Below are 23,756 nucleotides of genomic sequence, written 5' to 3'. Positions count from 1 at the left end.
GGGCGGTAGCGCACGCCGAGCCCCAGGAGGCACCATGAGCGACCAGCTGCCGCCGGCTCCCCCGCCGCCGCCGGATTCGAACCAGCCGCCCTACGGCCAGCCGGGCAGCCCGTACGGGCAGCAGCCCGGGTATCCCCAATACCCCGGCGGCGACGTCTACGGCGGCCTGGTGACCGAGCCCCAGGTGCAGCTGGACGTGCACGGTCTGCGGCCGCAGAAGCGCTGGACGGTGCTGATCCGCCTGATCCTGGTGATCCCGCAGGCGATCATCATGTACTTCCTGTTCCTGGCCGGGTTCTTCGCGCTGATCGTCGCCTGGTTCGCGGCGCTGTTCACGGGCAGCGTGCCGGACGGCATCAGGGAGTTCCTGATCGGGATCGTCAAGTACCACGCCCGGGTGGTCGGCTACGCGTTCCTGCTCGTGGACGAGTACCCGCCGTTCGCGTTCTTCGACGCGCCGGACTACCCGATCCAGATCGAGGTGCCGCCGGCGACGCGGCTGAACCCGGCCGCGGTGTTCTTCCGGATCATCCTGGTGATCCCGGCGTGGATCATCGCCGGCGTGGTGATGGACGGCGCGGCGATCGTGGCGTTCTTCGTCTGGGTGATCATGCTGTTCACCGGGCGGCAGCCGGAACCCGCGTTCGGGGCCACGAGCGCCGTGGTCCGGTATTCGATGCGCACCACGGCATACTTCGGACTCCTGACGCCGACGTATCCGAAGCAGCTGTTCGGCGAGGTGCCGACGTCGAACGACCGTCGTTCCCTGACGCGTCCGATGTCGTTGAGCAGCGGGGCGCGGGTGCTGTTGATCGTGATGATCGTGCTGGGCGTGATCGCCTGGATCTTCAGCGGGGCGGAGAACAGCAACAGCAACTGGAACGACGACTCGTCGCGTCCTGCGCACACGATCTCGCAGTCGCGATAGCGGAGTGCCCGGGCCGCCAGGACCCGGGCACTCGCGATTCCCCTTCTCCGACGGCCGCGCCTACGCCTCCGGCGGCACGTGGGTCGTGAACCGCCCTCCCAGGTACTTGTACTCCGGGTCCTCCGGGTCGTAGCTGTCGGTGGCGAGGGCTTCCACCTTGGCGGCGAACGCGTCGGAGTCGTCCTGCGGCTCGTAGCCGAGGCGGCGTGCGGGTTCCAGGTCCCACCAGGCGGTCTTGTTCGCGGACAGGCCGTACACGATCTCGTAGCGCAGATCGGGTGCGGTGGCCAGGGCGTGGAACAGGCGGACGCCGTCGGCGGGGCTGAGCCAGGTGTCGAGCATGCGGCGCGAGCGGGGTTCCTGGAAGCAGGAGCCGATGCGGACGCAGGCGACTTCGAGGCCGTGGCGGTCGGCGTAGAAGGAGCCGATGGCCTCCATGAAGACCTTGGAGACGCCGTAGTAGGTGTCGGGCCGTGGCCGGACGTCGGTTCCGATCAGCGTGTCCTGGTAGTCGGCGCGCTCGTAGTAGCCGACGGCGTGGTTGCTGCTCGCGGTGATCACGCGGGGCACGTCGTTGCGGACCGCGGCGTCGAAGACCTGGTAGGTGCCGTCGATGTTGGTCTTGAGGATGCGGTCGAAGCGGTCCTCGACCGGGATGCCGGCCAGGTGGACGACCACGTCGACGCCGCTCATGGCCGCGTCGAGGGCGGCCGGGTCGCCGACGTCGCCGGTCCGCCATTCCACCGGACCGGGGTCGGGCGGGGTCACCAGGTCGAAGCCCCGGACCGCCCAGCCCAGTTCCGGCAGGCCGGCGCGCAGGAACGTGCCCACGCCGCCGGCCGCGCCCGTTATCAGGATCCTGCCGCGCTCCTGGTCAGACATCCGCTCTCCCGCCCCTTCTCCCGGCGCCGCTCACGCCGTCGGCTCGATACCGTGCTCGACCAGTACCCGGCGGCCTTCGGCGATCAACGCCGCCAGCCGTTCGACGTGCTCCGGGGCCGGTTCGGTCAGCGGCGGCCGCACCGGGCCGGCGTCCAGGCCGGCCAGGCGGACGCCGGTCTTCACCAGGGACACCGCGTAGCCGGGGGCCTTGTGCCGCAGCTCTACCAGCGGCCGGTAGAAGCGGTCCAGCAGGGCGTTCACCAGCGCGGAGTCGTCCTCGCGGTAGGCGTGGTAGAAGGCCAGCGCGATGTCGGGGGCGAAGCAGAACACCGCCGAGGAGTAGCCGGGGACGCCGACGCCGCGGTAGGCGAGCTGCGACATCTCGGCGGTCGGCAGGCCGTTCAGGTACAGCAGCGCGCCCTCGCCGTGCCGGTCGCGGACCGCCGAGACGATGCGCTGCATCAGGTCCAGGTCGCCCTTGCCGTCCTTGAAGCCCACGATGTTCGGCACCGCCGCCAGGTCGGCGACCACGTCCGGGGTGAAGGTCACGTTGTCCCGCTGGTAGATGATCAGGTCCAGGTCGGTGCGGTCGGCGACGGCGGCGTAGTGGTCGCGCAGCCCGGCCGCTCCCCCGGCCACCAGGTACGGCGGCATCACCAGCAGGCCGTCGGCGCCCGCCTCCTTCGCCACGGCGGCGAAGGACGCGGCCAGGGCCGCGCCGTAGCCGATGCCGGCGACCACCGGGACCCGGCCGGCCGCGGCCTCGGCGGCCGCGCGCACGCACTCGGCGTACTCGTCCAGGTCCAGGGAGAAGAACTCGCCGGTGCCGCAGCACGCGAACACCGCGGCCGGCCCGGGGCGCTCGGCGGCGTCCAGATGGGCCAGCCGGGAGGCCAGATGCTCCCGGTAGGCGGCGAGGTCCACGCCCGCGGCGCGGTCCCCGGCGCCGCGGACGAAGGGGGTGACGGGGAAGTACAGCAGCCCGTCCAGGCGCTCCACGAGTGATTGCATTTGTTCCCTTATCCCTTGAGCGAACCGCTGAGCAGGCCGCGTTCGAACAGTCTCTGCAAAGCCAGGTAGACCAGCACGCCGGGCACCGCGAGGATCAGCACGGCGGCCAACCGCACCCCCTCGCCCTGTTCCTGCGCGGCCTGCAGGCTGGTCACGACCACTGTCAACGTGTCCATCTTCGGGGTCTGCGACACCAGCAGCGGCAGCAGGTACTGGTCCCAGATCATCAGGAACCCGAACACCGCGCAGGTCCCGAGCGCCGGGCGGCACACCGGGAGCACGATCCGCCAGAAGATCCGGAAGTCGCCGGCGCCGTCGATGCGCGCGGCCTCCTCCAGCTCCAGCGGCACCCGCTTCATGAACCCGGTCAGCACGTAGACCGGCAGCGCCCAGCCGACCAGCGGCAGGATCAGCCCGCCGTAGGAGTTCACCAGCGTCCCGCCGGTGAACGGCTGGTGGATCTTGCCGAGCACCTGGAACAGCGGGATGGCGATCACCTCCTCCGGCATCATCATCGTGGCCAGGATCGCCAGCATGACCAGGCCCGCGCCCTTGAACCGCTTGCGGGCCAGGGCGTAGGCGGCCAGCGAGGACACCGTCAGCTGCAGCGTCAGGCCGACCACCACCACGATCAACGAGTTCGCCAGGCCCCGGGCAACGCCGAGGTGCCAGGCCTGCGCGACGTTGGCGCCGGTGAGGCCGTGCGGCACGGTCATCAGCTCGCCGAGGCGGGCCTGCCGCCGGGAGAACACGGTCGCGACCAGCGTCCACAGCGGGTAGACGAACACGAACAGGACCAGGGCGTAGAGCAGCCACACGCCGGCCTTGGTACGAGCCCTCATATCTCTCCGCGCCTCCGCCAGACCAGCATCAGGCAGGTCAGGACCACGGTGACCGCCAGCAGCGACGTGCCGATCGCGGCGGCGTAGCCGGTGTCGTTGTCCTGGCTGAACTGCCGGTACAGATAGGTCACCACCGACTCCGAGGAGCCGGCGGGGCCGCCGTTGGTGGCGACCCAGATGTCGGTGAACACCCGCAGGCCCCGGATCACGCCGAGGACCAGCACGATCGTGGTGATCGGCCGCAGCGAGGGCAGCGTGACGTAGCGCAGGCGCTGGCGCCGGGTGGCGCCGTCGATCGCGCAGGCCTCGTACATCTCCCGGTCGATCGAGGCCAGCCCCGCGACGAAGATGACCATGTCGTAGGGCGCGTGCTTCCAGATCTGCATGGCGATCACGGAGGCGAGCGAGGAGTGCGGGCTGGAGAAGAACGGCTCCGGCCCGACGCCGACCTGGCCCAGCAGCGAGTTCACCGCGCCGTAGCGGGAGGGATAGAGCAGAGTGGTCCACAGCTCGGCGGCGGCGACCATCGCGATCACCGTCGGCAGGAAGACCGCCGTGCGCAGGATCCTGACGTGCCGGGCCGGGCCCTGGAGCAGCACCGCCAGCCAGAAGCCGACGAGGATCGACCCGGAGACGGCGATCACCGCGTCGAGGAAGGTGTGCACCACGGCCGAGCCCAGGTCGGGGTCGGAGAGGAGCTTGCTGTAGTTGTCCGTGCCGACGAACTCGTTGCCGAGATACGGCCGGACGTGGAAGAAGCTCAGGTAGACGCCCCAGAGCAGCGGCCACACTTTGAACACGCCGATGAACGCCAGCAACGGCGCCAGGTAGAGCCACGGTCCCAGGCGGCGCGGGGCCGGCTTCCAGAAGGCCGGCCCGTGGCGGCGGACGGTCACGTCCCCGTCCGCCGCCACGGGGGTCCGGGTATCGGCCGTCATCCCACGCCCTGCTGCCGCAGGAGCGCGGAGACGTCGGCGTTCATGCCGTCCAGCGCCGTCTTCACGTCTCCGCAGGAGGACAGCAGCTTGTTGAGGTCGTCGGACATCTTCTGCCGCAGCTGCGTCCAGTTCGGGGCGTTGTCGTACTCGTAGTGGCCGGAGGAGGTGTACACCTGCTGCGCCAGCTTCCAGCGCGGGTCGCCGGCGTGCGCCGCGGCGGCGTCGACCGTCTTGTTCACCGGCAGCCGCACGATGGTGGCCGTGGGGACCGCGGTCATGCCGAGCTTCTGGGCGTCGGCGGTGACCATGAACTCCTCAAGCTTGGTCACCTCGTCCTGCTTGCTGTCGGCCATGGTGAAGATGTCGGTGCCCTCGGCCAGGGTGCCGGCGGTGCCGGACGGGCCGGTCGGCGGGGCGACGGCGGTGTACTTGCCCTTGATCGCGGTGGCGTCCATGGTCGCGTAGGCGTAGGGCCCGGTCAGGTACATGCCGGCGACCCCGGTCTGGAAGGCCTTGTTGGTCGCCGTGGTGTCGTCGCCCAGCGCCGAGGGCTGCACGACCTTGGCGGTGCAGATCTGGTCCTCCAGGAACTTCGCGGAGGACACCGCCTGCGGGGAGTTCAGGGTCGCGGTGAACTTGCCGCCGTCGGCCTTGAGGAAGTCGCCGCCGGCCGAGTACAGGAACGTCGACCAGAACCATGAGGTGTAGCCGCGGGCCGTGGCGCCGGGGACGGCCAGTCCATAGGTGTCGTTCTTGCCGTTCCCGTCCGGGTCCTGCGTCGTGAAGGCCTGGGCCACCTTGGCCAGGTCGTCCCAGGTCTTGGGCGGTTGCAGGCCCAGCTTGTCCAGCCAGTCCTGGCGCACCAGCAGCACGTTGGCCTGGGCCGAGAACGGCACCGCGTACGTCTTGCCCTTCAGGTCCGCGGCCGAGTTCCAGGCCTGGTCGGTGAGCTGGTCGGCGCCGGTGAACTTGGCCTTGTCGACCGGCAGCACGATGCCCTGCGAGACGAAGTTGCCCAGCTGCGCGGCGTCGTCGACCACCATGTCGGGGAGCTGGTGGGCCGAGGCGGCGGCGGTCAGCGCCGTCTCGAAGTCGGTGAGCGTGGCCTTGCCGATGGTGACCTTGATACCGGTCTGCGCCGTGAAGGCGTCGAAGATCTTCTGGTAGGCCTTCGGCGAATCCCCGGCGCCCCGGATCCAGACGTTCAGCGGGCCGGCGGCCTTGGCGTTCTTGGAGGTGGCGGCTCCGGAGGACTTGCTGGAGCCGCAGGCGGTGCCGGACGCCAGCAATGCCACGGCCGCGAGCGCGGCGGCGGCGGATCTGGCCGTTCTGGGTGTCGCTGTTCGCATGAGGACCCTCGGCTTCGACGATTCATGGATGTGAACGAAGACAGATAAGTGAACGTGCTCGGCGGCTGGAACGGTAGCGGCGGCGACGCACGGGGTCAAGGGGACGAGGGGCTCCCTGGCGGGGAGCCCCTCGCCAGGCGGGTCCGGCAGGACGGCCCAGGGGGACGGGCCGGAAGTTTCAGATATGTGAACATTTATCAGATACCTGAAAGGCGTCGCAGACGGTAATGTGGAGCGGGAGACCTGTCAACGAAGGGGCCCCATGGCACGCATGAAGACCGTCGGCGCCGATGGCGTTGCCGACGCTGCCGACGCCACGGACACCGCCGGCGGCGGCCTCGCCGGCCGCACCGGCCAGGGCGCCGACCGCGCCGACCGCGCCGATCATCGGGCCGACCAACCCGGCGAGGACTCCGGCGCCGCCGGGGTGAAGTCCGCCCGGCGCGCCGTGGAGCTGCTGGAGGCGTTCGGCGCCAACCACGCCTGGCTGTCGTTGACCGACCTGCACCACCACACCGGGATCCCGCGCTCGTCGCTGCACGGGCTGCTGCGCACGCTGCGCGACGTCGGCTGGATCGAGTCCGACGACGCCGGCACCCGGTTCCGGCTGGGCGTGCGGGCCCTGATCTGCGGCACCGCGTACCTGGACCGGGACCCGGTGATGCCCTACGCCACCGACGCCCTGGAGCGGCTGCGCGACCAGGTCGGCTACACCTGCCACTACGCCCGACTCAACGGCCCGGACATCGTCTACCTCCAGACCCGCGAGTCGCGGACCTCCGCGCACCTGGTCTCCCGGATCGGCCGCACGCTGCCGGCGCACGCCACCGCGCTGGGCAAGGTGCTGCTGGCCGAGCTCGCCGACGACGAGCTGACCGCGGTGCTGCCCAAGCACCTGGCGGCGCTGACCGGCCTGACCATCACCGACCGCGAGGCGCTGCGCTCGGAGCTGGCCTTCATCCGCGAGCGGGGCTACTCCACCGAGCGGGGCCAGAGCTCGGCGGACGTGGCCTGCGTCGCGGCCGTGGTCCCGTTCCGGATCCCCGGCACCGACGCGATGAGCTGCTCGATGCCCGCCGACCGGGTCACCGACGCGGAGCTGCAGAAGGTGGGCTCGCTGCTGCGCGAGGTGTCCGAGGACCTGAGCCAGCAGCTGCGGCGGGCCGGCATCCGCTGACCGAGCGGCCGGCCGGGGTTTTCTGAAACAACTGGTTCAGGTATGTGAATGACGTCCACGTTACTGAATCGTTACGACAGTTGTTCTTGTCAAGTTCCTTTACTAGTGCCACGGTCTGCGCCATGGCGACTACCGCGTCCCCCGCAGCCCCGGCCGCTCGCCGGCCGGTGAACCGCGCGACCCTGTACACCTTCGGCGCCTTCGGCGGCATCCTGTTCGGCTACGACCTCGGCGTCATCGCCGGAGTGCTGGTCCTGATCACGAAACAGTGGCAGCTCTCGGCGTTCCAGAAGGGCGTCATCACCGCGAGCCTGTCGGTGGGCGCCATGCTCGGCGCGATGCTGGCCGGCCGGCTGTGCAACCGGATCGGGCGCAAGCGGACCATCATGCTGGCCGCGATCGTGGTCGTCGCCGGCACCCTGGGCTGCGCGCTGGCCGGCAGCTGGACGGTGATGATGGTGACCCGCGGCGTGATCGGCATCGGGGTCGGGCTGTCCTCGGCCACCGTGCCCACCTACCTGGCCGAGCTGGCGCCGGCCCGGGCCCGCGGCGCGTTGGGCTCGCTGAACCAGCTGTTCATCGTCAGCGGCATCCTCATCGCGTTCCTCGTGGACTACGCGCTGAGCAGCCACAACAACTGGAAGGGGATGTTCCTCGGGGCCCTGGTCCCGGCGGGGATCCTGCTCGCCGGGCTGCTGGTGCTGCCGGAGACGCCGCGCTGGCTGCTGAGCAAGGGCCGGGACGCCGAGGCGCGCACGGTGCTGGCGGCCGTGCGGCCCGCGGCCGGGGAGGCCGAGCTGGACACCGAGCTCGGCGAGATCCGGGACATCATCCGGCGGGACAGCCAGGAGCGCGGCCGGATCCGCGACCTGTGGCAGCCGTGGGTCCGGCCGATGGTGCTGGTCGCGCTGATCCTGGCGATCGGGCAGCAGTTCTCCGGCGTCAACGCGATCAACGCCTACTTCCCGACGATGCTGAAGTCGCTGGGCTTCGCCACCCGCACCGCGCTGCTGTCGGCGGTCGTGCTCGGCGTCGTGAAGTTCCTGTTCACGGTGTGGGAGCTGTTCGTCGTCGACCGCTGGGGCCGCCGGCCGCTGCTGATGACCGGCGCCGCCGTGATGACGGTCGCGCTGTTCGCGGCCGGCCTGGTGATCAAGAACGTGCACGACAAGGACACGCTGGGCACGCTGACGCTGGTCTTCCTGATCCTGTACCTGGCCGGCTACGAGCTGGGCTGGGGCGCGACGGTGTGGGTGATGATCGGCGAGATCTTCCCGCTGCGGGCCCGCGCCGCCGGGACCGGGCTGGCGACCACCGTGCTGTGGGCCGCCACCGGACTGGTGACCGCGGTGTTCCCGACCATGTCGGCGAAGAACCACCTGGGTATCGGCGGCGCGATGTGGGTCTTCGCCGGTATCAACGTCCTGCTGTTGATCCTGGCCCGGTTCTACATCCCGGAGACCAAGGGCCGCAGCCTGGAGCAGATCGAGCGCGACCTACGGCACGGCGAACCGGCCGGGGCTGACGCCGACGACGCGCTTGAAGTGCCGGGCGAGGTGGGACTGATCCCAGAATCCTGACGCGGTGGCCGCCCGCGCCGGCGGCATCCCGGTCAGCAGCAGGCCCCGCGCCAGGTCGACGCGTCGCGACGTCAGATACCGGTGCGGGGCCATTCCGTATTCGCGCGTGAAGCTGCGGATCAGGTGCGCGGGGTGGAAGTGGAGCTCGGCGGCGGCCGCCTCCAGGCTCACGCCCTCCACGATCCGGCTGTCCATCAGGTCTCTGAGAAGGCTCGCGGCGGAGGCGGAAGCGGAAGCGGAAGCGGATGGGAATGCGGGCTCGGACGAGGACTCGGACAATGCCGGGACGGCCAGGCGCTCCCGGAGCCGTTCGCGGACCACGGTCAACCGGCTCTCCGCCTCCAGCTCCTCCCCCGGCGTGCGCAGCGTGCGGTGGAGCTGGTGGATCCGGTGCCGCAGCAAGGGATCGGCGAAGGCGGGCTGGTCCACGGCCGCTCCGATGAGATCGGTGCCGAGGCTGTCCCGGTCCAGGTAGAGCACCCGCTTGCGGAAGCCTTCGGGGTCGGCGGGGTTCGCCGAGCGACCGTTGTGCGGGACGTCCGGCGGGAGCAGCGTGACGAGGTCGGTGAGGGCGCCGTGCTCGTGCCGGTCGAGGTCGTAGCGCACGGCGCCGTTGTCGACGATGAGCAGGGTCCAGGTGGCGTGCGCGTGCATCGGGTAGACGTGGTCGGTGAAGTGCGCGTGGAAGACTTCCGCGACTCCGGGCACCGGCGGCCGCCAGGCGCTCACCTGCTCCATGCAAGGAATGTACAAGACCGGCAACCGTGCAGGTCGGGATGCTCAGTACATGGAGAAGTTCGAGACGAAGATCGCGGTGTTGCTGCGCGACGACCTGGCGGTATGGCAGCGGTTGAACGTGACCGCGTTCCTGGTGAGCGGGATCGGCACGGCGCATCCCGAGGTGATCGGCGAACCCTATGAGGACGCCGAGGGGACGACGTACCTGCGGGAGTTCCGCCAGCCGGTGATGGTGTTCGAGGGCGGCAAGGAGATCCTGGCCGAGGCCCGGGCGAAGGCCCTGGCCCGCGGCCTGGACGTGGCCGTGTTCACCTCCGACATGTTCGCCACCGGCAACGACACCGACAACCGCGCGGCGGTGAAGGCCGTGCCCGGCGCCGACCTCGACCTGGTCGGGATCGCGGTCTACGGCGCGCGGAACGCGGTCGACAAGGCGTTGAAAGGCGCGACGAAGCACCCGTAGGGCGCTCGGCGCCGGTGAGAACGCGCGCGCCTACGCCGACTTGGCGCCGGCCGGCTGCTCGGGCAGCCGCTCGGCCGCCGGCTGCTCGGACGGCTGCTCGGACGGCTGCTCGGCCGGCCGTTCCGACTGCCGGTCGGAGCGCAGTTCGGGCGGCTGGTCGCCGAGCACCGCGTCCAGCAGCCCGGGCCAGCGCTCGTCGACTAGTTCGCGCCGGAGCCGGACGTTCTTCTTGGCCCCGACCCACCACATCACCACCAGCCCGGCTTCCCGCAGCACCTTGTAGTGGTGGGACATCGTCGATTTGCTGGCGGTGAAGCCGCCCTGCTGCCAGACCTCGAGACAGGCGATCCCGTCCTGGTCGGCGAGCGCCGCCACGGTCCGCACGATGTTCAGCCGGACCGGCTCGGCCAGCGCCGCCAGCACCGCGGTCAGCTCGACGGCGGCGGGGTCCGCGTGCGCCAGTTCGTGCTGCTCGACCTGGGATTCCATAGCCACAGCCTAAACCCGCTTGCTTGAAGTTCGATAGTGGTCGTACAGTTCGATGATAGTCGAACGGTTCGATGAACGTCGAACCGATAGCCCGAGCGAAGGCGATGGAACAGCCCGTGTCAGCCACCACGGAACACGTCACAACCCCGACCGTCCCGGCCTCGGCGACAACACCGCCGGCCGCGGAACCTTTCCCGGAGCCGGATCCCCGCCGCTGGCGCATGCTGCCGGTCATCCTTTCCGCCATGTTCGTAGCGATGTTCGAATATTTTGTCGTTAATGTCGCCGCTCCTTCCTTTCAGCACGATCTGCACACCTCGGACGCCGGCATCGAGCTGGTGGTCGGCGGCTACGGCTTCGCCTACGCGGCCGGGCTGATCACCGGCGGCCGGCTGGGCGACCTGCTCGGCTACAAGCGGATGTTCGTCCTCGGCATGGCCGCCTTCACCGTCGCCAGCCTGGCCTGCGGCATCGCGACGTCCTCGGCGATGCTGATCGCGGCGCGCCTGGTGCAGGGCGCCACCGCGGCGGCGATGGTGCCGCAGCTGCTGGCCCTGATCAACGTGGTCTACCCGCTGCACGAGCGGCCGCGCGCAATGGCGTGGTTCGGCGCCACCATCGGGACCGGTTCGGTGGCCGGGCAGGTGCTCGGTGGGGTGCTGTTGGAGGCCAACCTCTTCCATTGGACCTGGCGGCCGATCTTCCTGGTGAACGTGCCGATCGGCGCGATCGCCGTGGTGCTGGCCATCCGCTGGCTGCCGGACACCCGCGGCGCGCAGCGGCCGCGCTTCGACCCGGTCGGCGCGATCGCGATCGCGGCCGCCATCGGGCTGGCACTGGCGCCGCTGATCCTGGGCCGGGCCGAGGGCTGGCCGCTGTGGACCTGGATCTCGATGGCCGCCTCGGTGCCGGTGCTGATCGTGGCGCTGCGCTGGGAATCCCGGCTGGGCCGGGCGGGCGGGTCGCCGATGGTGGACCTGGCGCTGTTCAAGGAGCGCACGTTCAGCATCGGCCTGGCGCTGTCCGGCCTGATGCTGGCGATGTTCGGCGGGTTCATGCTCGCTATGACCCTGTTCCTGCAGGGCGGCATGCACATGAGCCCGGTGCGCGCCGGGCTGTTGTTCGGGCCGCTGGGGGTGGCGTTCGCGGGCAGCTCGATGCTGGCCCGGCGGGTCTCGGGCCGGTTCGGGTCGCGGGTGATCGCGATCGGGGCCGCGCTGAGCACCACCGGCCTGGTGCTGCTGGGCGTGGTGCTGACCTGGCGCGGCACGGACCTGGCGGCGTGGCAGCTGCTGCCGTCGATGATGCTGGTCGGGGCCGGGAACGGGCTGGTGCTGCCGTCGCTGGTGGGCTCGGTGCTGGCCGGGATCCGGTCCAGGAACGCCGGCGCGGCCTCCGGGATGCTGGTCACCGCGCAGCAGTTCGGCGGCGCGGCGGGAGTGACGGTGCTGGGGACGGTGTTCTTCTCGGCGCTGGGCTCGCACCCGAGCGGGTTCGGGGACTTCGTGACCGCGATGCGCTGGGTGGACGCCGTGGACGTCGTCACGATCGTGGCAATCCTGGGCCTGGCGTTCCTGCTGCCGAAGCAGGCGGCGGGGATGGCTGCGCGGCGCTGAGGAGCGCTGTTCCGGACCCGAGCTGCGAGCCCGGTGCCCAAGCTGCGAGCCCGCTGCCCAAGCGCCGGTGCCCGGCCGAATCGCCTCCTTCAGCCGATTCGGCCGGGCACCGGCGTGCGGTGCGGAGGCGTCGGAAGCACTCTGGGACCTATGACGGAATCCAGCTTGGCGGCGCGGACGGCGGCGGGGCGCACGGCACGCAAGCAGGTCTCGCGGACCTCCACCGGGGAGTGGTCGCCCCCGGCCGACCGGCGGGACCCGATCGCGATCCTGGAGAAGCAGGCGCTGACCCGGGTGCCGGCCCTGGTGCCGATCCGCTACGGCCGGATGGCGGCGTCGGAGTTCGCCTTCCTGCGCGGCGCCCCGGCGATCATGGCCTCGGACCTGTCGCTGTCGCCGAACACCGGGCTGACCGTGCAGCTGTGCGGGGACGCGCACCTGTCGAACTTCGGGGTGTACGCCTCGCCGGAGCGGCGGCTGGTGTTCGACCTGAACGACTTCGACGAGACGCTGCCGGGGCCGTTCGAGTGGGACGTGAAGCGGCTGACCGCGAGCATCGCGGTGGCGGCGCGGGGCAACGGGTTCAAGGACGCGTGCGGGCAGGACGCGGCCCGCGACGCGGCGCGGGCGTACCGGCTGACGATGGCGCAGCTGGCCGGGATGGGCGAGCTCGACGTCTGGTACCAGGCCGCGGACGCCCAGACGCTGCTGGAGCTGGCGAAGCGGCCGCGCGGGCGCAAGGCCCTGGAGACGACGTTCGCCGACGCCGAGCGGCACACCAGCGTGCAGGCGCTGCGCAAGCTGACCCAGCCGGGGCCGGACGGCACCCCGCGGATCAAGTACCAGCCGCCGCTGGTGGTGCCGTACGCGGAGCTGGGGTTCGACCGGAACTCCGAGGAGGAGATCGTCCGGCGGGTGTTCACCGACTACCGGTCGACGCTCCAGGAGGACCGCAAGGACCTGCTGGACCGGTTCCGATACGTGGAGTCGGCGATGAAGGTGGTCGGGGTCGGGAGCGTGGGCACCCGGTGCGCCATGTCGCTGCTGCTCGGGGAGACGATCGGATCGCCGTTGTTCCTCCAGGTGAAGGAGGCCGAGGAGTCGGTGCTGGCGCCGTACCTGAAGGCGAGCCGGTACGAGCACCAGGGGCACCGGGTGGTCGCCGGGCAGCGGCTGATGCAGGCCAGCAGCGACATCTTCCTGGGCTGGGCCAGCGGGCCGGAGGGCCGGTTCTTCTATGTGCGGCAGCTGCGGGACATGAAGGGTTCTGCGGTGGTCGCCAACCTGGACCAGGCGTTGCTGCGCCGCTATTCGGAGTTGTGCGGGCAGACCTTGGCGCGGGCGCATGCACGATCCGGGGACCGGGTGGCCATCGCGGCGTATTTGGGGCGCGGGGACTCCTTCGACACGGCGATGGCGCGGTGGGCGCTGGCTTATGCGGACCAGACGCGGACGGATCATCAGGCGCTGTTGGCGGCGATCAAGAACGGGCGGGTCATGTCGGTGGAGGCTTGATCCGGAGGGGCGAGGCTTGTCGGTGGAGGCTTGATCCGGAGGGGCAAGGCTTGTCGGTCGAGGCGTGATCCGGGGACGGGAATGCGAAGGGCCCCGCCGGAGCGGGGCCGTTCACGGTGGACGAGATCGGATTCGGAGGAAGACGACCGGATCCCGGCGTGAGGAGGATCAGATCCTTGCGTCGGCCGCGCCCGCCCTGGCCTTGCGAGTGGTCCGCAGGCCCAGGCCGACCAGGACCGCGACCGCCAGGAGCACCAGGCCGTCGGCGCCCAGGCCGATCCGGATGCCGCCGGTCAGCGCGTCCTTGGCGGTGTGGCCGGCCTCCCGCAGGCTGTCGGCGCGGGCCGAGGCCAGGGCGCTGAACAGCGGGATGCCGATGGTCAGGCCGACCTGCTGGGAGGTCGTCACCAGGCCGGTGGCCAGGCCCTGTTCGGCGTCGGACAGGCCGCCGGTGGCGGTGACCCCGTAGGCGACGACGGCGCCGAGGTGGCCGAAGGCCGCGGCCGCGGCGACCGTCAGCAGCAGGAGCGTGCCGTTGGACTGGTCGATCAGGGCCAGCGGGGCGATCAGCGCGCCCTGCGCCAGCAGGCCGCCGACCAGCGTGGCCCGGGCGCCGAACCGGCCGATCGCCTTGGGGGCGACCGTCCCGCCGAGCGCGGCGACCACTCCCATCACGCCGAACACCAGGCCGGTCAGGGTCGGGGACATCCCGTTCACCTGCTGGAGGAACAGCGTGCCCAGGAAGACCACGGAGCTCATGGTGGCGAACGAGACCAGGCCGCCCAGGTTGCCGATCGCGACGCTGCGGCGGCGCAGGATCCGCAGGGAGACCAGCGGATCAGCGGCGCGGGACTCGATGGCGACGAACGCGGCCAGCAGCACGACGCCGCCGACCAGGCCGCTGACGACGTCGGCCCGGCCGAAGCCGACCTGCGCGGCGGTGGACAGCGCGTAGATCAGGGCCAGCAGCGCGGTGGTGACGGTGATCGCGCCGGGGATGTCCAGCTTGGAGCTGTGGGCGTTGCGGCTCTCGGTGAGCAGGCGCGGCGCGCCCACCAGCACCAGCGCGCCCATGGCGGTGTTCAGGACCATCGTCGAGCGCCAGCTGAAGGCCTGGGTCAGGAAACCGCCGAGGACCATGCCGAAGGTGAAGCCGACGGTCATCAGGGTGCCGTTGATGCCCAGCGCGCGCTCGCGCTGCGGGCCCTCGGCGAACGAGGTGGTGAGCAGCGCCATGCCGGTCGGCACGATCATCGCCGCGCCGACGCCCTGGAGGGCGCGGGCCCCGAGCAGGACCGCCGGGACCCAGGCCAGGGCCGCGATCAGGCTGGCGGCGGTGAACAGGACGGTGCCGGTGACGAACACCTTCTTGCGGCCGGCCAGGTCGCCGATCCGGCCGGACAGCAGCAGGAAGCCGCCGGAGGGCAGGGCGAAGGCGGTGGAGACCCACTGCAGGTTCGCCTCGGAGATGCCGAGGTCCTTGCCGATGCTGGGGACGGCGATGTTGAGGATGGAGAAGTCGACGGCGACCATGAAATTGGCTGCGCACAGCAGGAAGAGGACGAGCTTGGCCCGGGTGGACATGCCTTGGGGGGCGGGGTCGTGGGTCGGGTTCGTGGTCCGGGCCTGGGTTCCGGCCTGGGTTCCGGCCTGGGTTTCGGCCTGGGTTCCGGCCTGGGTCAGGGTGCTGTCGGTGCTGTTCGGGGTGGGGTTTGCGGTGCTGTTCGGGGTGGGGTTCGCGGTGGCTGCCGCGCCGTTCCCGCTGCCGGCCGCGTCGGCGGCCGCGCGGTCGAGGACGTCTGTCATGCATCCAGGATTCGGCCCGGGAAGCAAACGAAGGTAGCTCGTAGTTATCCTGGTGGTCCTTACACCAGGCTGGGCGAGCAGCCGCAGAGCGCGGCCGAGGCCCTTCGGGCCGTGTGGGAAGGGGCTGCGGACGTCCGCGGGGCGCCGCGGAGCAGTGTGCGCACGAGGGGAGAATGCTGTGTCGATGACCGGACCGGTCCAGGTGGACCCCGATACCGTCCGGCGGGCCAGTCTGCGTGAGTTCCTGGTCGCCCGGCGCGCCCAGATCACGCCCGAGGAAGTGGGCCTGGCCCCGGGCGCCCGCCGCCGCACCCCGGGCCTGCGCCGCGAGGAGGTCGCCGTCCTGGCCGGCGTCGGCTCCTCCTGGTACCAGTGGCTGGAACAAGGCCGCGACATCACCGTGTCCTCCCACGTCCTGGACGCCATCGCCCGCGTCCTGAAACTCGGCGAGGCCGAGACCCGCCACCTGTACGCCCTGGCCGGCCTCAACCCCCCGCAGCTCGGCTCGGCCGGCCCGGCCGAACCCCGCCCCGTCGACGACGTCCTGGTCCGCCTGGTCGACGCCTGGCTGCCGAACCCCGGCCACATCGTCGACTGCTACTGGAACCTGGTGGTCGCCAATCGCGCGGCCCAACTGGCCCTCCACATGGCCGAACCGGGCAGCAACTGCCTGCACCAGTACTTCCTGGACGAGATCTACCGCGAGAACCTGGAGAACTGGGAGGAACTGGCCCCGCTGATCGTGGCCAGCTACCGCTCGGAGATGACGGCGAACCCCGGCAACGAGGGCTTCCAGCAGATCGTCGAATCACTGGCGGCGCAGAGCCCTGAGTTCGCGACCCTGTGGAACCGCCAGGACGTGGCCCACAACGGCGCCCGCAGCAAGGTCCTGAGCTCCAAGGCCGGCGCCCTGCACTTCGAATCGGTGACCCTGGGCGTGCCCAACCGCGCGGATTTGCGCGTGGTGCTGCACAATCCGCAGGCCGCGACGGACACGGCGGCGCGGTTGAACGTGCTGCTGGCGGAGGACGAGCGGCGGAACGGGTTGCGGTTGGTGGCGGGGTGAGGCTGGGGGTGTGTGAGGTGGCGATGTGTGAGGCGGGGGCGCGTGAGGCGGGGGTGTGAGGCGGTGGCGGCGGATCAGGGTTCTGGGTAGTTGTCGCTGAGGTCGTCGGGGTGGTCGGGGTGGTCGGGGTGGTCGGCGGCGTAGTCGTCGGCGTGGTTTTCGGGGTGGTTTTCGGGGTGGTCGTCGAGGGGTGGAACGGCGTCGTCGGATGCCGGACCGTCATCCGGCGCGACTGTCCGGTCGAAGGCCTGGCGCAGGTCCATGGCTTCGTCCCGGTGGCCTGAGGCCACGAAGGCTCTGACGAGGTTGGCTATCAGCAGCGACCGGGCCTTGGCCTCCGGTTCGTAACCCAACCGGTCGGCGATGCCCGCGACATGGTCGGCGACGGTGAGGACGGGCGCTTCGGTTTCAGAGCATCATCGCCGCCGTGCGACGGCCCGTCCCCGGCGCGCCGCGCAGCAATACGATGTGTTTCTTCGCCAGGGTCTCTCGGATCTTCTCGGAGCCCGGCGGGTCGGCGAGACGTGCGCGCAGCCAGGCGAACTGCTCCTCGACCCACCGCCTTCGGGGCGCGGCCGTCCGGTCGTCGCCGAGGCCGCTGATGTCCCGCATGATCTGGAAGATGTACTGCGAGCCGGGGCCGGTGTGGATGTTTCCGTGGTTTTCGCGCACCTCGGTGGTGATCGAGCCGTTGGACATTGTGACCTGGCCGACGCGGTCGACTAACCCGGGAACTGTGGCCGTGACGACTTCGGCGATCCGGGTCAGACTCAGCTCGGCTTCGCGGTGGTCGTAGCGGCAGTAGGGATAGTCCGCCAGGTGTCGGACGTCGTCGGGCAGGCGGTTGGTTCCCGCGTCAGCCACTGCGGGCCGATCACCGCGACCACTACCCGGGCCCGGGCGACCTCTTGGAGCAGGGCGACCGGGAACGGTTTGCCGAACTCCAGTGAGCGGGATGCGAAGAAGACTTGCCGCGGACCGAATCGTCGGCTCAGGTCGAGCTGGATGGCCGTGGCCGCGTCGTGGGCGTCCCCGGTGCGATAGTTGACAAAGATCTCAGACACGACTTTGGAACTCCTTTCGTGATGTAGTGGTCGGATACGGAGTAATGGCGTGATCGGTATCAGGCCTCTACATCTCTTACCGCCGGGGCACGGAGCGGACAAGGGCGGTGGAGGGTGTTTCCCGTTTCCTATTGCGGCGGCGCGGCCTACCCTGAGAGGCGCGCAGCAGTCCAGTGCAGGGAGTGTCCATGTCAGACGTCGAACGCACCGACCTCAACCGTTTGCGGGACATCATCCGCAATGCGCAGCAGACCGGGGAGCAGTATCCGGTCGATCCGCAGGCGCGGGTGGCGGTCGGGTCCGAAGGGGAGATCTATACCGGGGACGCTCCGGTGGGGCGGCCGTTGAGCAAGGTGCAGCATGGGACGTTCGCGGGGCGGGTGCGCGGGCGGGAGGTCGAGGATGTGCGGTGGGCGGCTTTGCATATGCCGCGGAACACGCGGTTCATCGATCATCGGGATGCGCGGGGGTGGTGTTACAGCTTTCGGTCGCAGATGGGGCGGCCTTACACCATGTTCGCGTACTTCGACGGGGCCAGCTATCAGGTGAAGTTGGTCGAGCCGCGGTTGGAGGGGTTGGTCGGGGTGCATTCGTCGCACCTGTTCGCCAACGGCAAGCTGTGTTTGAGCCAGTTCGGGGGTTCGGGGCAGCCGAGCCTGGAGGAGGCGTACTCCAAGTCGGTGTTGTGGGCCACGGGCATGGATGTGGTGCTGGCCGGGTATCCCTTCCCCTTCTCGGTGACCAACGAGGTCGAGTACGACCTCTGAGCAGGGGGTGCGGATGCTGACACCGGTGCGGGTCGCGGACTTCGTGCTGGACGCGGTCGCGGCGCGGATCGGGGGTGTGGCGCCGGAGCAGGGCGGGGCGTTGCTGGGGCTGCCCGGGGTGGACTACGTCGCCGGGTTCGTCCACGATGCCGGGGCGGCCACGACCGGGACGCGTTATCAGAACACGGATTGGCTGATCGCGGCGATCGCGGAGCGGGAGGCCGCCACGGCGGCGGAGTTCAAGGGGATCGTGCACTCGCATCCGGCGGGGATGCCGGTGCCGTCGGGGCAGGATCGGGCGGAGTACGCCGAGACGCTGCGCCACAACCCGCATCTGGCGCGGTATCTGGCGCCGATCGTCACGCACGACGTCGAGACGCCGCTGGCCGGGCACGAGGTGCGCCTGGGCCCCGCGCGGGTCTCGTTCTACGGCGCGTACCGGGTGGCCGACGGCGTGGAGGTGGCGCCGATGCGGCCGGTGGTGGTGCCGATCGTCAAGATGCTGCGGCGGGCCGGGGTGCAGCCGGCGGCCGATCCGGTGGTGGTGGCGGTGGAGGGTACGGCGCTGCTGGCCACCGGGGCGCGGATCCCCGGCTTCGGCGCCGTCACGCTGCTGTTCGGCGCCGACTTCCCGGCGACCGCGCCGACGCTGCTGCCGGAGGACGCGGACGGCCCGCTGACGCTGCGCTGGGACCTCGCGCTGCCGCCGCTGGAGCGGATGGCCGGCGCGGTCCTGGCGGTGCGCCAGGGGCACCGGCCGCGGGCCCGGGAATCGGATGATGCCTCGCACGATGCGGCCGCCGACGACCTGGGTCTAGCACCGGGGCCGGAAACGGCACCGGAGGCCGCCTCGGGGCCGGCGGCGGGACCGCGGCCGCCCGGGCCGCCCCAGGCCGGCCGGAGCCCGTTGGCGCCCCTGTTCGCCCGCACCGAGGGCCTCCTGTCGCCGACGCTGGCCGATCGCAGAGTCCTGATCGTGGGCGCGGGCTCGGTGGGCTCCTACCTCGTGGAGACCATGACCCGCAGCGGCGTCGGCGCCTTCACGATCGTCGATCCGGACACCGTCGAGCCGGCCAACCTCGGGCGCAGCTCCTACCGGGTCGCCGACGTGGGGCTGGGCAAGGCCCGGGCGCTGGCCGACCTGGCGTTGTCGGTCAATCCGGCGGCCCGGATCGCGTTCCACACGGCCCGGCACGAGGACGTGGACCTCGCGGCCCTGGTCGGCGAATCAGATCTCGTCGTCGCCGCCACCGACGATCCGCAGGCGCAGACCCGCCTCGGCCATTTCGCCTACTGGCACGGGCGTCCGGCGGTCTTCCCCGGCCTGTACCAGGGCGCGCACGGCGGCGAGGTCATCGTCGCCGCGCCCGGGACCGCCTGCTTCACCTGCGCGACCGGCGGAGTACGCGCCGACCTGCAGGAGACCGCCAGCGGATCGGTCGCCGCCGCCACCGACTACGGCACCGGGCGCCTGATCGCCGAACCGGGCCTGCTGGCCGACATCCACCAGGTGTCGGCGGTGGCCGCGAAGATCGCCCTCGGACTGCTGCACGACGAGCAGGACGAGGCCGAGGCCGCCCGCTTCGCCCGCGGCATCCTCAAGGCCGGGACCACCTACGCCGTCTTCGGCCACGAGCCCGACTACTGGATCTTCGCCGACCTGATGCGCGCCGCGCCGGCCCAGTACGCGTACCAGTCGCTGTGGCTGTCGGTCCAGGGCCGGCCCGACTGCCCGGTGTGCGGCGCCCCCGAGGGCCGCACCGATCCCGGGGCGTATCAGGAGCCGGACATAGACCTGCTCCGCAGCCTGGGGGACTCCGGGTGAGCGCCCTGTACCCCACCCCCTCACCGCCCGCCACCGCCTGGCTCGCGACGTTGCGCGCCACCCTCGCGAACCTGGTCGGCCAGGTGCCCGGCGGGCCGCCGGTCGACCCCGAATCCCTGGCCGCGCACGTGGAATCGGCCGCGCCGGAGGCCGCCGAGGTCGGTGCCGAGGTCCTCGCCGAGACGCTGCGGGAGTACGGGTCGACCATCAGTGGCCTGACAGCGGCGTTCGGCCTGCGCCCGGCCGCGATCGTCGTCGCGCTGGGCCGCGGGGAGGAGCTCGGCGAGCTCGACCCGGTGGTCGCGCAGGCGCTGGACCAGGTCCCGGAGCTGGCGGCGCTGACCTCCTCGGGCACCGTCGTCATCGCCAAGGACGGCCGCGCCACGACGCTGATCGCCGCCACCACCGTCGGGCCGGCGCTCGGGCCGCTGCGCCTGGACTGGCCGGACCGCGACGACGTGTGGCTGTGCGCGGTGCCCTCGGGCGCCGGCCCCCTGGCCGCCGCGCGCGCCGCGCTGGCCCGCATCCTCCCGCAGGCCGGCGTTCCCCGGTCCGAGCTGCGGGCCGTCCCCGACACCCACCCGCAAACCCTGCACGTCGCGCTGCGCACCGTCGACCCGGCCGCCGACCCGGAGCTGGTCATGGCCCGGCTGGAGGGCTGGCGCACAGCGGTCGAGCAGCTGCACCGCGGCGACGTCGCGATCCACTGGGAGCAGGCGTAGATGGCCAACCACGACATAGACAAGATCCGCGGCGCGATCGCCGGGGTGCCGGACCGCGGGGTCCGCCTGGTCCGCCGGGGCCGGAGCCACCGGCCGCACTTACGCCCGGCGCCGCGGACCTCGGGCGCGTTCGTGCTGGCGGTGCTGTCGATCGTGCTGACGTTCCTGGCGCTGCTGTTCGCCTTCACCGCCGCGCAGTTGGCGGCGTTCTGGATCGGGGACCATGCCCAGGATCACGGGAAGCCCTGGCCGGTGTTCCGGGCGCTGGGCTACCGGCCGTGGAATCTCGGCGGGGAGGCGTACCTGTTCCACGCCATGTTCGAGGAGTTCCGGCTGCTGCCGTGGTTCGTGATCGTCGCGGTGCTGACCGCCGCGGTGGCGCGCCCCTACCAGGCGCTGGTGGTGGCCTTCGGGGCCGGGATCGTGGAGAACAACTGGTGGCTGCACCTGGCCACCTTCGATTTCCCGCAATGGTTCAAGGACCTCGTCGCCAAGCAGCGGACGCTGCTGGAGCACCACAACCCCTGGCAGGCCTTCGGGATCCTGCTGGTACTGGCTCTCTTGACGATGGCCTGGGCGGAACGAACCCAGGCCACCTAGTCGTTCAGCCGTACTGCAGCAGATAATCCAGGACTTCGGACATGGTGGCGGTGGCCACCGCGATGACGCTGTCGCCGGCGCCGTAGTACAGGCGGAGATCGCCGGTCTCCTCGTCGTGGATCATCCCGGTCGGGAAGACCACGTTCGGCACGTCGCCGTGCGTCTCGTAGTCCGCCGACGGGCCGAGCACCCACTGCGGGGAGCGGCGCAGCACCTTGGCCGGGTTGTCGATGTCGAACAGCACCAGCCCGGCTCGGTACAGCGGGCCCGCGGCCATCTGCTTCACGCCGTGGTAGACGCCCAGCCAGCCGTGCTCGGTCTCGATCGGGGCCGGGCCCAGGCCCATCCGGGCGGCGTCCCACCAGGCGCCGTCGCGGCTGGCCATGACCGGCTCCGGCGAGCTCCAGGTGCGCAGGTCCTGCGACCGGGAGAGCCAGACGTCGGCGCCGCCCACGTGGGCCGAGTAGGGCCGGTGGTACAGGATGAAGTCGCCGCCCACGCGCCGGGGCAGCAACGAGGCGTTCTTGTCCTCCGGCGGCATCACGACGCCGAGCTTCTCGACCGATTGGAAGTCCTCGGTGGTGGCCAGGGCCACGCACGGGCCCGACGGCCCGTAGGCGGTATAGGAGATGACATAGGTCTCGAGTTCGGCCAGATAGGTGATCCGGCAGTCCTCCACACCCCACATGGTCGTCTGGTCGGCCGGGTCGTCGGCGAGCAGCGGCTTGGGGTCCACGCGCCAGCCGTGCACCCCGTCCGGTGACCGCGCGACCGTCAAGTGGGACAGGCCGCGGCGGTCCTCGACGCGACAGAGCAGCACCGTCTCACCGTCGTGGGTGGTGGCGCCGGGATTGAAGACGGTGTTGATCTGGTAGGGCCAGTCATTCGCCGTCAGGATCGGGTTGGCGGGTTCTCGGCGGAACAGTTCGCCGTGGGGGCTGGTGGTGCCGAGCGGTGTCGACATCTTTTGCCTCGCAATGTGTCTGGTTGCGAACAGGTTTCGATCTTCGCAAACGGCACAGTTCGCCGCTGGAAAGCACTGACTGTAGCGCTCGTGATCACACCCTGTCTGGACAACACGCTAAACGCGGGCGCCACATGGGGTTTCCATACGGGGCGCGCGCCCCCGCTGCTCCGGGTCGATTCGCCACGACCCGCTACAGCGCGGGGTAATGCGGGCCAGGGCGGCGCCAGGGCCGTTTGTGTGACGAAGGCCACAACGCGGAGCTGGCGGAACCGTCTTCCGCGCCGCCACCTCGCCACCTCTATGATTGCTCGGCTGTTGACGGACCAACCGCAGTTCAAACGCCTGCGCAACCCAGACAGCGGCTTGTCGTCCCCCGCTGTCCGCCCACACCCGAAATGGATGCGCGCTGTGCACGTCAACGGTTTCACCTACGGCCCCTTGACCCCGCTGCTGGCCTACTTCATGTCCTTTCTAGGTTCAGCGATCGGCCTACAGAGCGCCTCGCGTGCCCGGGTCGCTGTGGGCAGTTCGCGCTACCGCTGGCTGGCCATGGCCGCGCTGGCGATCGGCGGCACCGCCATCTGGGTCATGCACTTCATAGCCATGCTCGGGTTCACGGTGCCCGGCGCCGACATCCGGTACGACCCGCTGCTGACCGTCATCAGCCTGGCGGTGGCGGTGCTGATCGTGGCGGCCGGCCTGGCGCTGGCGGTACGGCGGGCCGGCTCCGCCAACTCGCTGCTGCTGGGCGGGCTGATCACCGGGTCCGGGGTGGCCGGGATGCACTATCTGGGGATGGCGGCGATGCACATGGCGCCGTCGATGCACTTCGACGTGAAGCTGGTGCTGGCCTCCGAGGTGGTCGCGGTCGCCGCCGCCACCGCCGCGCTGTGGTTCGCGCTGAACGTCCGCGGCCTGGCGGCGACCATCGGCGCGGCCGGGATCATGGGCGTGGCGGTGACCGGCATGCACTACGTCGGGATGGCGGCGCTGCACGTGACGGCGACCGCCGCGACCGACCCGGCGGGCTGGATGCCGGGCATGCCGGTGACCGCCGAGGCGGCGGGCGGCGGGATGTCGGCCGCGCAGCTGCTGACCCCGCTGGTGATCGGGATCAGCGTGACCACCACGGTGATGCTGCTGGTGGTGGCGATGGCGCCGACCGAGCACGAGCTGCGCGAGGAGCAGCGGGCCGCGCAGATGTCGCTGGCGCTGCGCTCGCGGCGGTAGTCGGGGCGGCGGCGGTCGGGGCGGCAGCAGCCGGGACGGCGGCGGTCGGGACGACAGTCGGGACGACGACGGTCGGCGGCCGACAGCGGACCCGCCGTATCGGGTCCCACAGACCGCGAGACGCCCCGAGAACCGCCGCGCCAAGACGAAGGCCCTGTGCCGCCCTCCCCGCGAAGGAGAG

24 protein-coding genes are annotated in these 23,756 nt (G+C 70.9%); 12 read left to right on the top strand and 12 right to left on the bottom strand.

Annotation, left to right across the window (positions count from 1 at the left end; all coding sequences use genetic code 11):
• The first annotated feature begins 34 nt into the window (after positions 1-34).
• Positions 35-928 carry a DUF4389 domain-containing protein gene (locus tag ABD481_RS27525; protein ID WP_344668667.1) on the top strand — a complete coding sequence of 298 codons (894 nt, stop codon included), beginning with the start codon at positions 35-37 and terminating at the stop codon, positions 926-928.
• A gap of 60 nt (positions 929-988) precedes the next feature.
• Here ABD481_RS27525 and ABD481_RS27520 read toward each other — a convergent pair whose 3' ends face one another.
• The 5 genes from ABD481_RS27520 to ABD481_RS27500 are packed head-to-tail and all read right to left on the bottom strand — an operon-like array spanning position 989 to position 5,950.
• Positions 989-1,810, bottom strand: a complete 822-nt coding sequence (locus ABD481_RS27520) for an NAD-dependent epimerase/dehydratase family protein (RefSeq protein ID WP_344668666.1) — start codon at positions 1,808-1,810, stop codon at positions 989-991.
• A gap of 30 nt (positions 1,811-1,840) precedes the next feature.
• Positions 1,841-2,821 (bottom strand): 5-dehydro-4-deoxyglucarate dehydratase, encoded by a 981-nt coding sequence (locus ABD481_RS27515; RefSeq protein WP_344668665.1) that lies wholly within the window; start codon positions 2,819-2,821, stop codon positions 1,841-1,843.
• A gap of 8 nt (positions 2,822-2,829) precedes the next feature.
• Positions 2,830-3,663 carry a carbohydrate ABC transporter permease gene (locus tag ABD481_RS27510; protein WP_344668664.1) on the bottom strand — a complete coding sequence of 278 codons (834 nt, stop codon included), beginning with the start codon at positions 3,661-3,663 and terminating at the stop codon, positions 2,830-2,832.
• Positions 3,660-4,601, bottom strand: coding sequence for a carbohydrate ABC transporter permease (locus ABD481_RS27505; protein WP_344668663.1), 942 nt, complete (start codon positions 4,599-4,601; stop codon positions 3,660-3,662). The genes ABD481_RS27510 and ABD481_RS27505 overlap by 4 nt, the downstream gene beginning before the upstream one ends.
• Positions 4,598-5,950: an ABC transporter substrate-binding protein gene (locus tag ABD481_RS27500; RefSeq protein ID WP_344668662.1), complete on the bottom strand. Its 1,353-nt coding sequence runs from the start codon at positions 5,948-5,950 to the stop codon at positions 4,598-4,600. The genes ABD481_RS27505 and ABD481_RS27500 overlap by 4 nt, the downstream gene beginning before the upstream one ends.
• A gap of 262 nt (positions 5,951-6,212) precedes the next feature.
• Between ABD481_RS27500 and ABD481_RS27495 the strand changes: the two genes are divergently transcribed.
• Both ABD481_RS27495 and ABD481_RS27490 read left to right on the top strand, forming a co-directional pair.
• Positions 6,213-7,127, top strand: coding sequence for an IclR family transcriptional regulator (locus tag ABD481_RS27495; RefSeq protein ID WP_344668661.1), 915 nt, complete (start codon positions 6,213-6,215; stop codon positions 7,125-7,127).
• Between the two features lie 122 nt (positions 7,128-7,249).
• On the top strand, positions 7,250-8,707 hold the full coding sequence (locus ABD481_RS27490) for a sugar porter family MFS transporter (protein WP_344668660.1): 1,458 nt from the start codon (positions 7,250-7,252) through the stop codon (positions 8,705-8,707).
• On the opposite strand, the gene ABD481_RS27485 is transcribed toward ABD481_RS27490, so the two are convergent.
• A complete protein-coding gene (locus ABD481_RS27485) occupies positions 8,624-9,445 on the bottom strand; it encodes a helix-turn-helix transcriptional regulator (protein ID WP_344668659.1) in 822 nt (273 codons plus the stop codon). The genes ABD481_RS27490 and ABD481_RS27485 overlap by 84 nt on opposite strands.
• 49 nt (positions 9,446-9,494) lie before the next feature.
• Here ABD481_RS27485 and ABD481_RS27480 point away from each other — a divergent pair, with 49 nt between their 5' ends.
• Positions 9,495-9,908: a DUF2000 family protein gene (locus ABD481_RS27480; RefSeq protein WP_344668658.1), complete on the top strand. Its 414-nt coding sequence runs from the start codon at positions 9,495-9,497 to the stop codon at positions 9,906-9,908.
• Between the two features lie 30 nt (positions 9,909-9,938).
• Here the strand turns inward: ABD481_RS27480 and ABD481_RS27475 are convergent, their stop codons facing one another.
• Positions 9,939-10,397 (bottom strand): ArsR/SmtB family transcription factor, encoded by a 459-nt coding sequence (locus ABD481_RS27475; RefSeq protein ID WP_344668657.1) that lies wholly within the window; start codon positions 10,395-10,397, stop codon positions 9,939-9,941.
• Between the two features lie 116 nt (positions 10,398-10,513).
• On the opposite strand from ABD481_RS27475, the gene ABD481_RS27470 reads away from it, so the two are divergent.
• Positions 10,514-12,013 carry an MFS transporter gene (locus tag ABD481_RS27470; RefSeq protein WP_344668656.1) on the top strand — a complete coding sequence of 500 codons (1,500 nt, stop codon included), beginning with the start codon at positions 10,514-10,516 and terminating at the stop codon, positions 12,011-12,013.
• Positions 12,014-12,163: 150 nt separating this feature from the next.
• Positions 12,164-13,528 carry a DUF2252 domain-containing protein gene (locus ABD481_RS27465; protein ID WP_344668655.1) on the top strand — a complete coding sequence of 455 codons (1,365 nt, stop codon included), beginning with the start codon at positions 12,164-12,166 and terminating at the stop codon, positions 13,526-13,528.
• A 168-nt stretch (positions 13,529-13,696) separates the two neighbouring features.
• Here the strand turns inward: ABD481_RS27465 and ABD481_RS27460 are convergent, their stop codons facing one another.
• Positions 13,697-15,112, bottom strand: a complete 1,416-nt coding sequence (locus ABD481_RS27460) for an MFS transporter (RefSeq protein WP_344668712.1) — start codon at positions 15,110-15,112, stop codon at positions 13,697-13,699.
• A gap of 406 nt (positions 15,113-15,518) precedes the next feature.
• Between ABD481_RS27460 and ABD481_RS27455 the strand changes: the two genes are divergently transcribed.
• Positions 15,519-16,400 (top strand): helix-turn-helix transcriptional regulator, encoded by an 882-nt coding sequence (locus ABD481_RS27455; protein WP_344668654.1) that lies wholly within the window; start codon positions 15,519-15,521, stop codon positions 16,398-16,400.
• A gap of 74 nt (positions 16,401-16,474) precedes the next feature.
• On the opposite strand, the gene ABD481_RS27450 is transcribed toward ABD481_RS27455, so the two are convergent.
• Genes ABD481_RS27450 through ABD481_RS27440 form a run of 3 tightly spaced genes read right to left on the bottom strand, consistent with a single transcriptional unit; the run spans position 16,475 to position 17,464 of the window.
• The gene (locus ABD481_RS27450) at positions 16,475-16,753 is read right to left on the bottom strand and encodes a hypothetical protein (RefSeq protein ID WP_344668653.1); all 279 of its coding nucleotides are present in this window, start codon (positions 16,751-16,753) and stop codon (positions 16,475-16,477) included.
• Between the two features lie 55 nt (positions 16,754-16,808).
• On the bottom strand, positions 16,809-17,264 hold the full coding sequence (locus ABD481_RS27445) for a histidine phosphatase family protein (RefSeq protein ID WP_344668652.1): 456 nt from the start codon (positions 17,262-17,264) through the stop codon (positions 16,809-16,811).
• Positions 17,171-17,464: a hypothetical protein gene (locus ABD481_RS27440; RefSeq protein ID WP_344668651.1), complete on the bottom strand. Its 294-nt coding sequence runs from the start codon at positions 17,462-17,464 to the stop codon at positions 17,171-17,173. Before ABD481_RS27440 ends, ABD481_RS27445 begins: the two co-directional genes overlap by 94 nt.
• A gap of 188 nt (positions 17,465-17,652) precedes the next feature.
• Here ABD481_RS27440 and ABD481_RS27435 point away from each other — a divergent pair, with 188 nt between their 5' ends.
• From ABD481_RS27435 to ABD481_RS27420, 4 genes are read left to right on the top strand one after another with little or no spacing between them, the layout of a single operon-like run.
• Complete coding sequence (locus ABD481_RS27435) at positions 17,653-18,231, top strand: hypothetical protein (protein WP_344668650.1); 579 nt, start codon at positions 17,653-17,655, stop codon at positions 18,229-18,231.
• Positions 18,232-18,244: 13 nt separating this feature from the next.
• Positions 18,245-20,056 carry a ThiF family adenylyltransferase gene (locus ABD481_RS27430; protein ID WP_344668649.1) on the top strand — a complete coding sequence of 604 codons (1,812 nt, stop codon included), beginning with the start codon at positions 18,245-18,247 and terminating at the stop codon, positions 20,054-20,056.
• On the top strand, positions 20,053-20,778 hold the full coding sequence (locus ABD481_RS27425; protein WP_344668648.1) for a hypothetical protein: 726 nt from the start codon (positions 20,053-20,055) through the stop codon (positions 20,776-20,778). The genes ABD481_RS27430 and ABD481_RS27425 overlap by 4 nt, the downstream gene beginning before the upstream one ends.
• Positions 20,779-21,378 (top strand): hypothetical protein, encoded by a 600-nt coding sequence (locus ABD481_RS27420; RefSeq protein WP_344668647.1) that lies wholly within the window; start codon positions 20,779-20,781, stop codon positions 21,376-21,378.
• 4 nt (positions 21,379-21,382) lie between these two features.
• On the opposite strand, the gene ABD481_RS27415 is transcribed toward ABD481_RS27420, so the two are convergent.
• Positions 21,383-22,342 carry a glycoside hydrolase family 130 protein gene (locus tag ABD481_RS27415; RefSeq protein WP_344668646.1) on the bottom strand — a complete coding sequence of 320 codons (960 nt, stop codon included), beginning with the start codon at positions 22,340-22,342 and terminating at the stop codon, positions 21,383-21,385.
• Between the two features lie 402 nt (positions 22,343-22,744).
• On the opposite strand from ABD481_RS27415, the gene ABD481_RS27410 reads away from it, so the two are divergent.
• On the top strand, positions 22,745-23,575 hold the full coding sequence (locus ABD481_RS27410) for an MHYT domain-containing protein (protein ID WP_344668645.1): 831 nt from the start codon (positions 22,745-22,747) through the stop codon (positions 23,573-23,575).
• Positions 23,576-23,756: the final 181 nt, after the last annotated feature.

This window comes from Catenulispora yoronensis (genome assembly GCF_039531695.1).
GTDB lineage: Bacteria > Actinomycetota > Actinomycetes > Streptomycetales > Catenulisporaceae > Catenulispora > Catenulispora yoronensis.
Note: the sequence above shows the minus strand (reverse complement) of the source record. Positions and strands in the feature narration are given on the sequence as shown.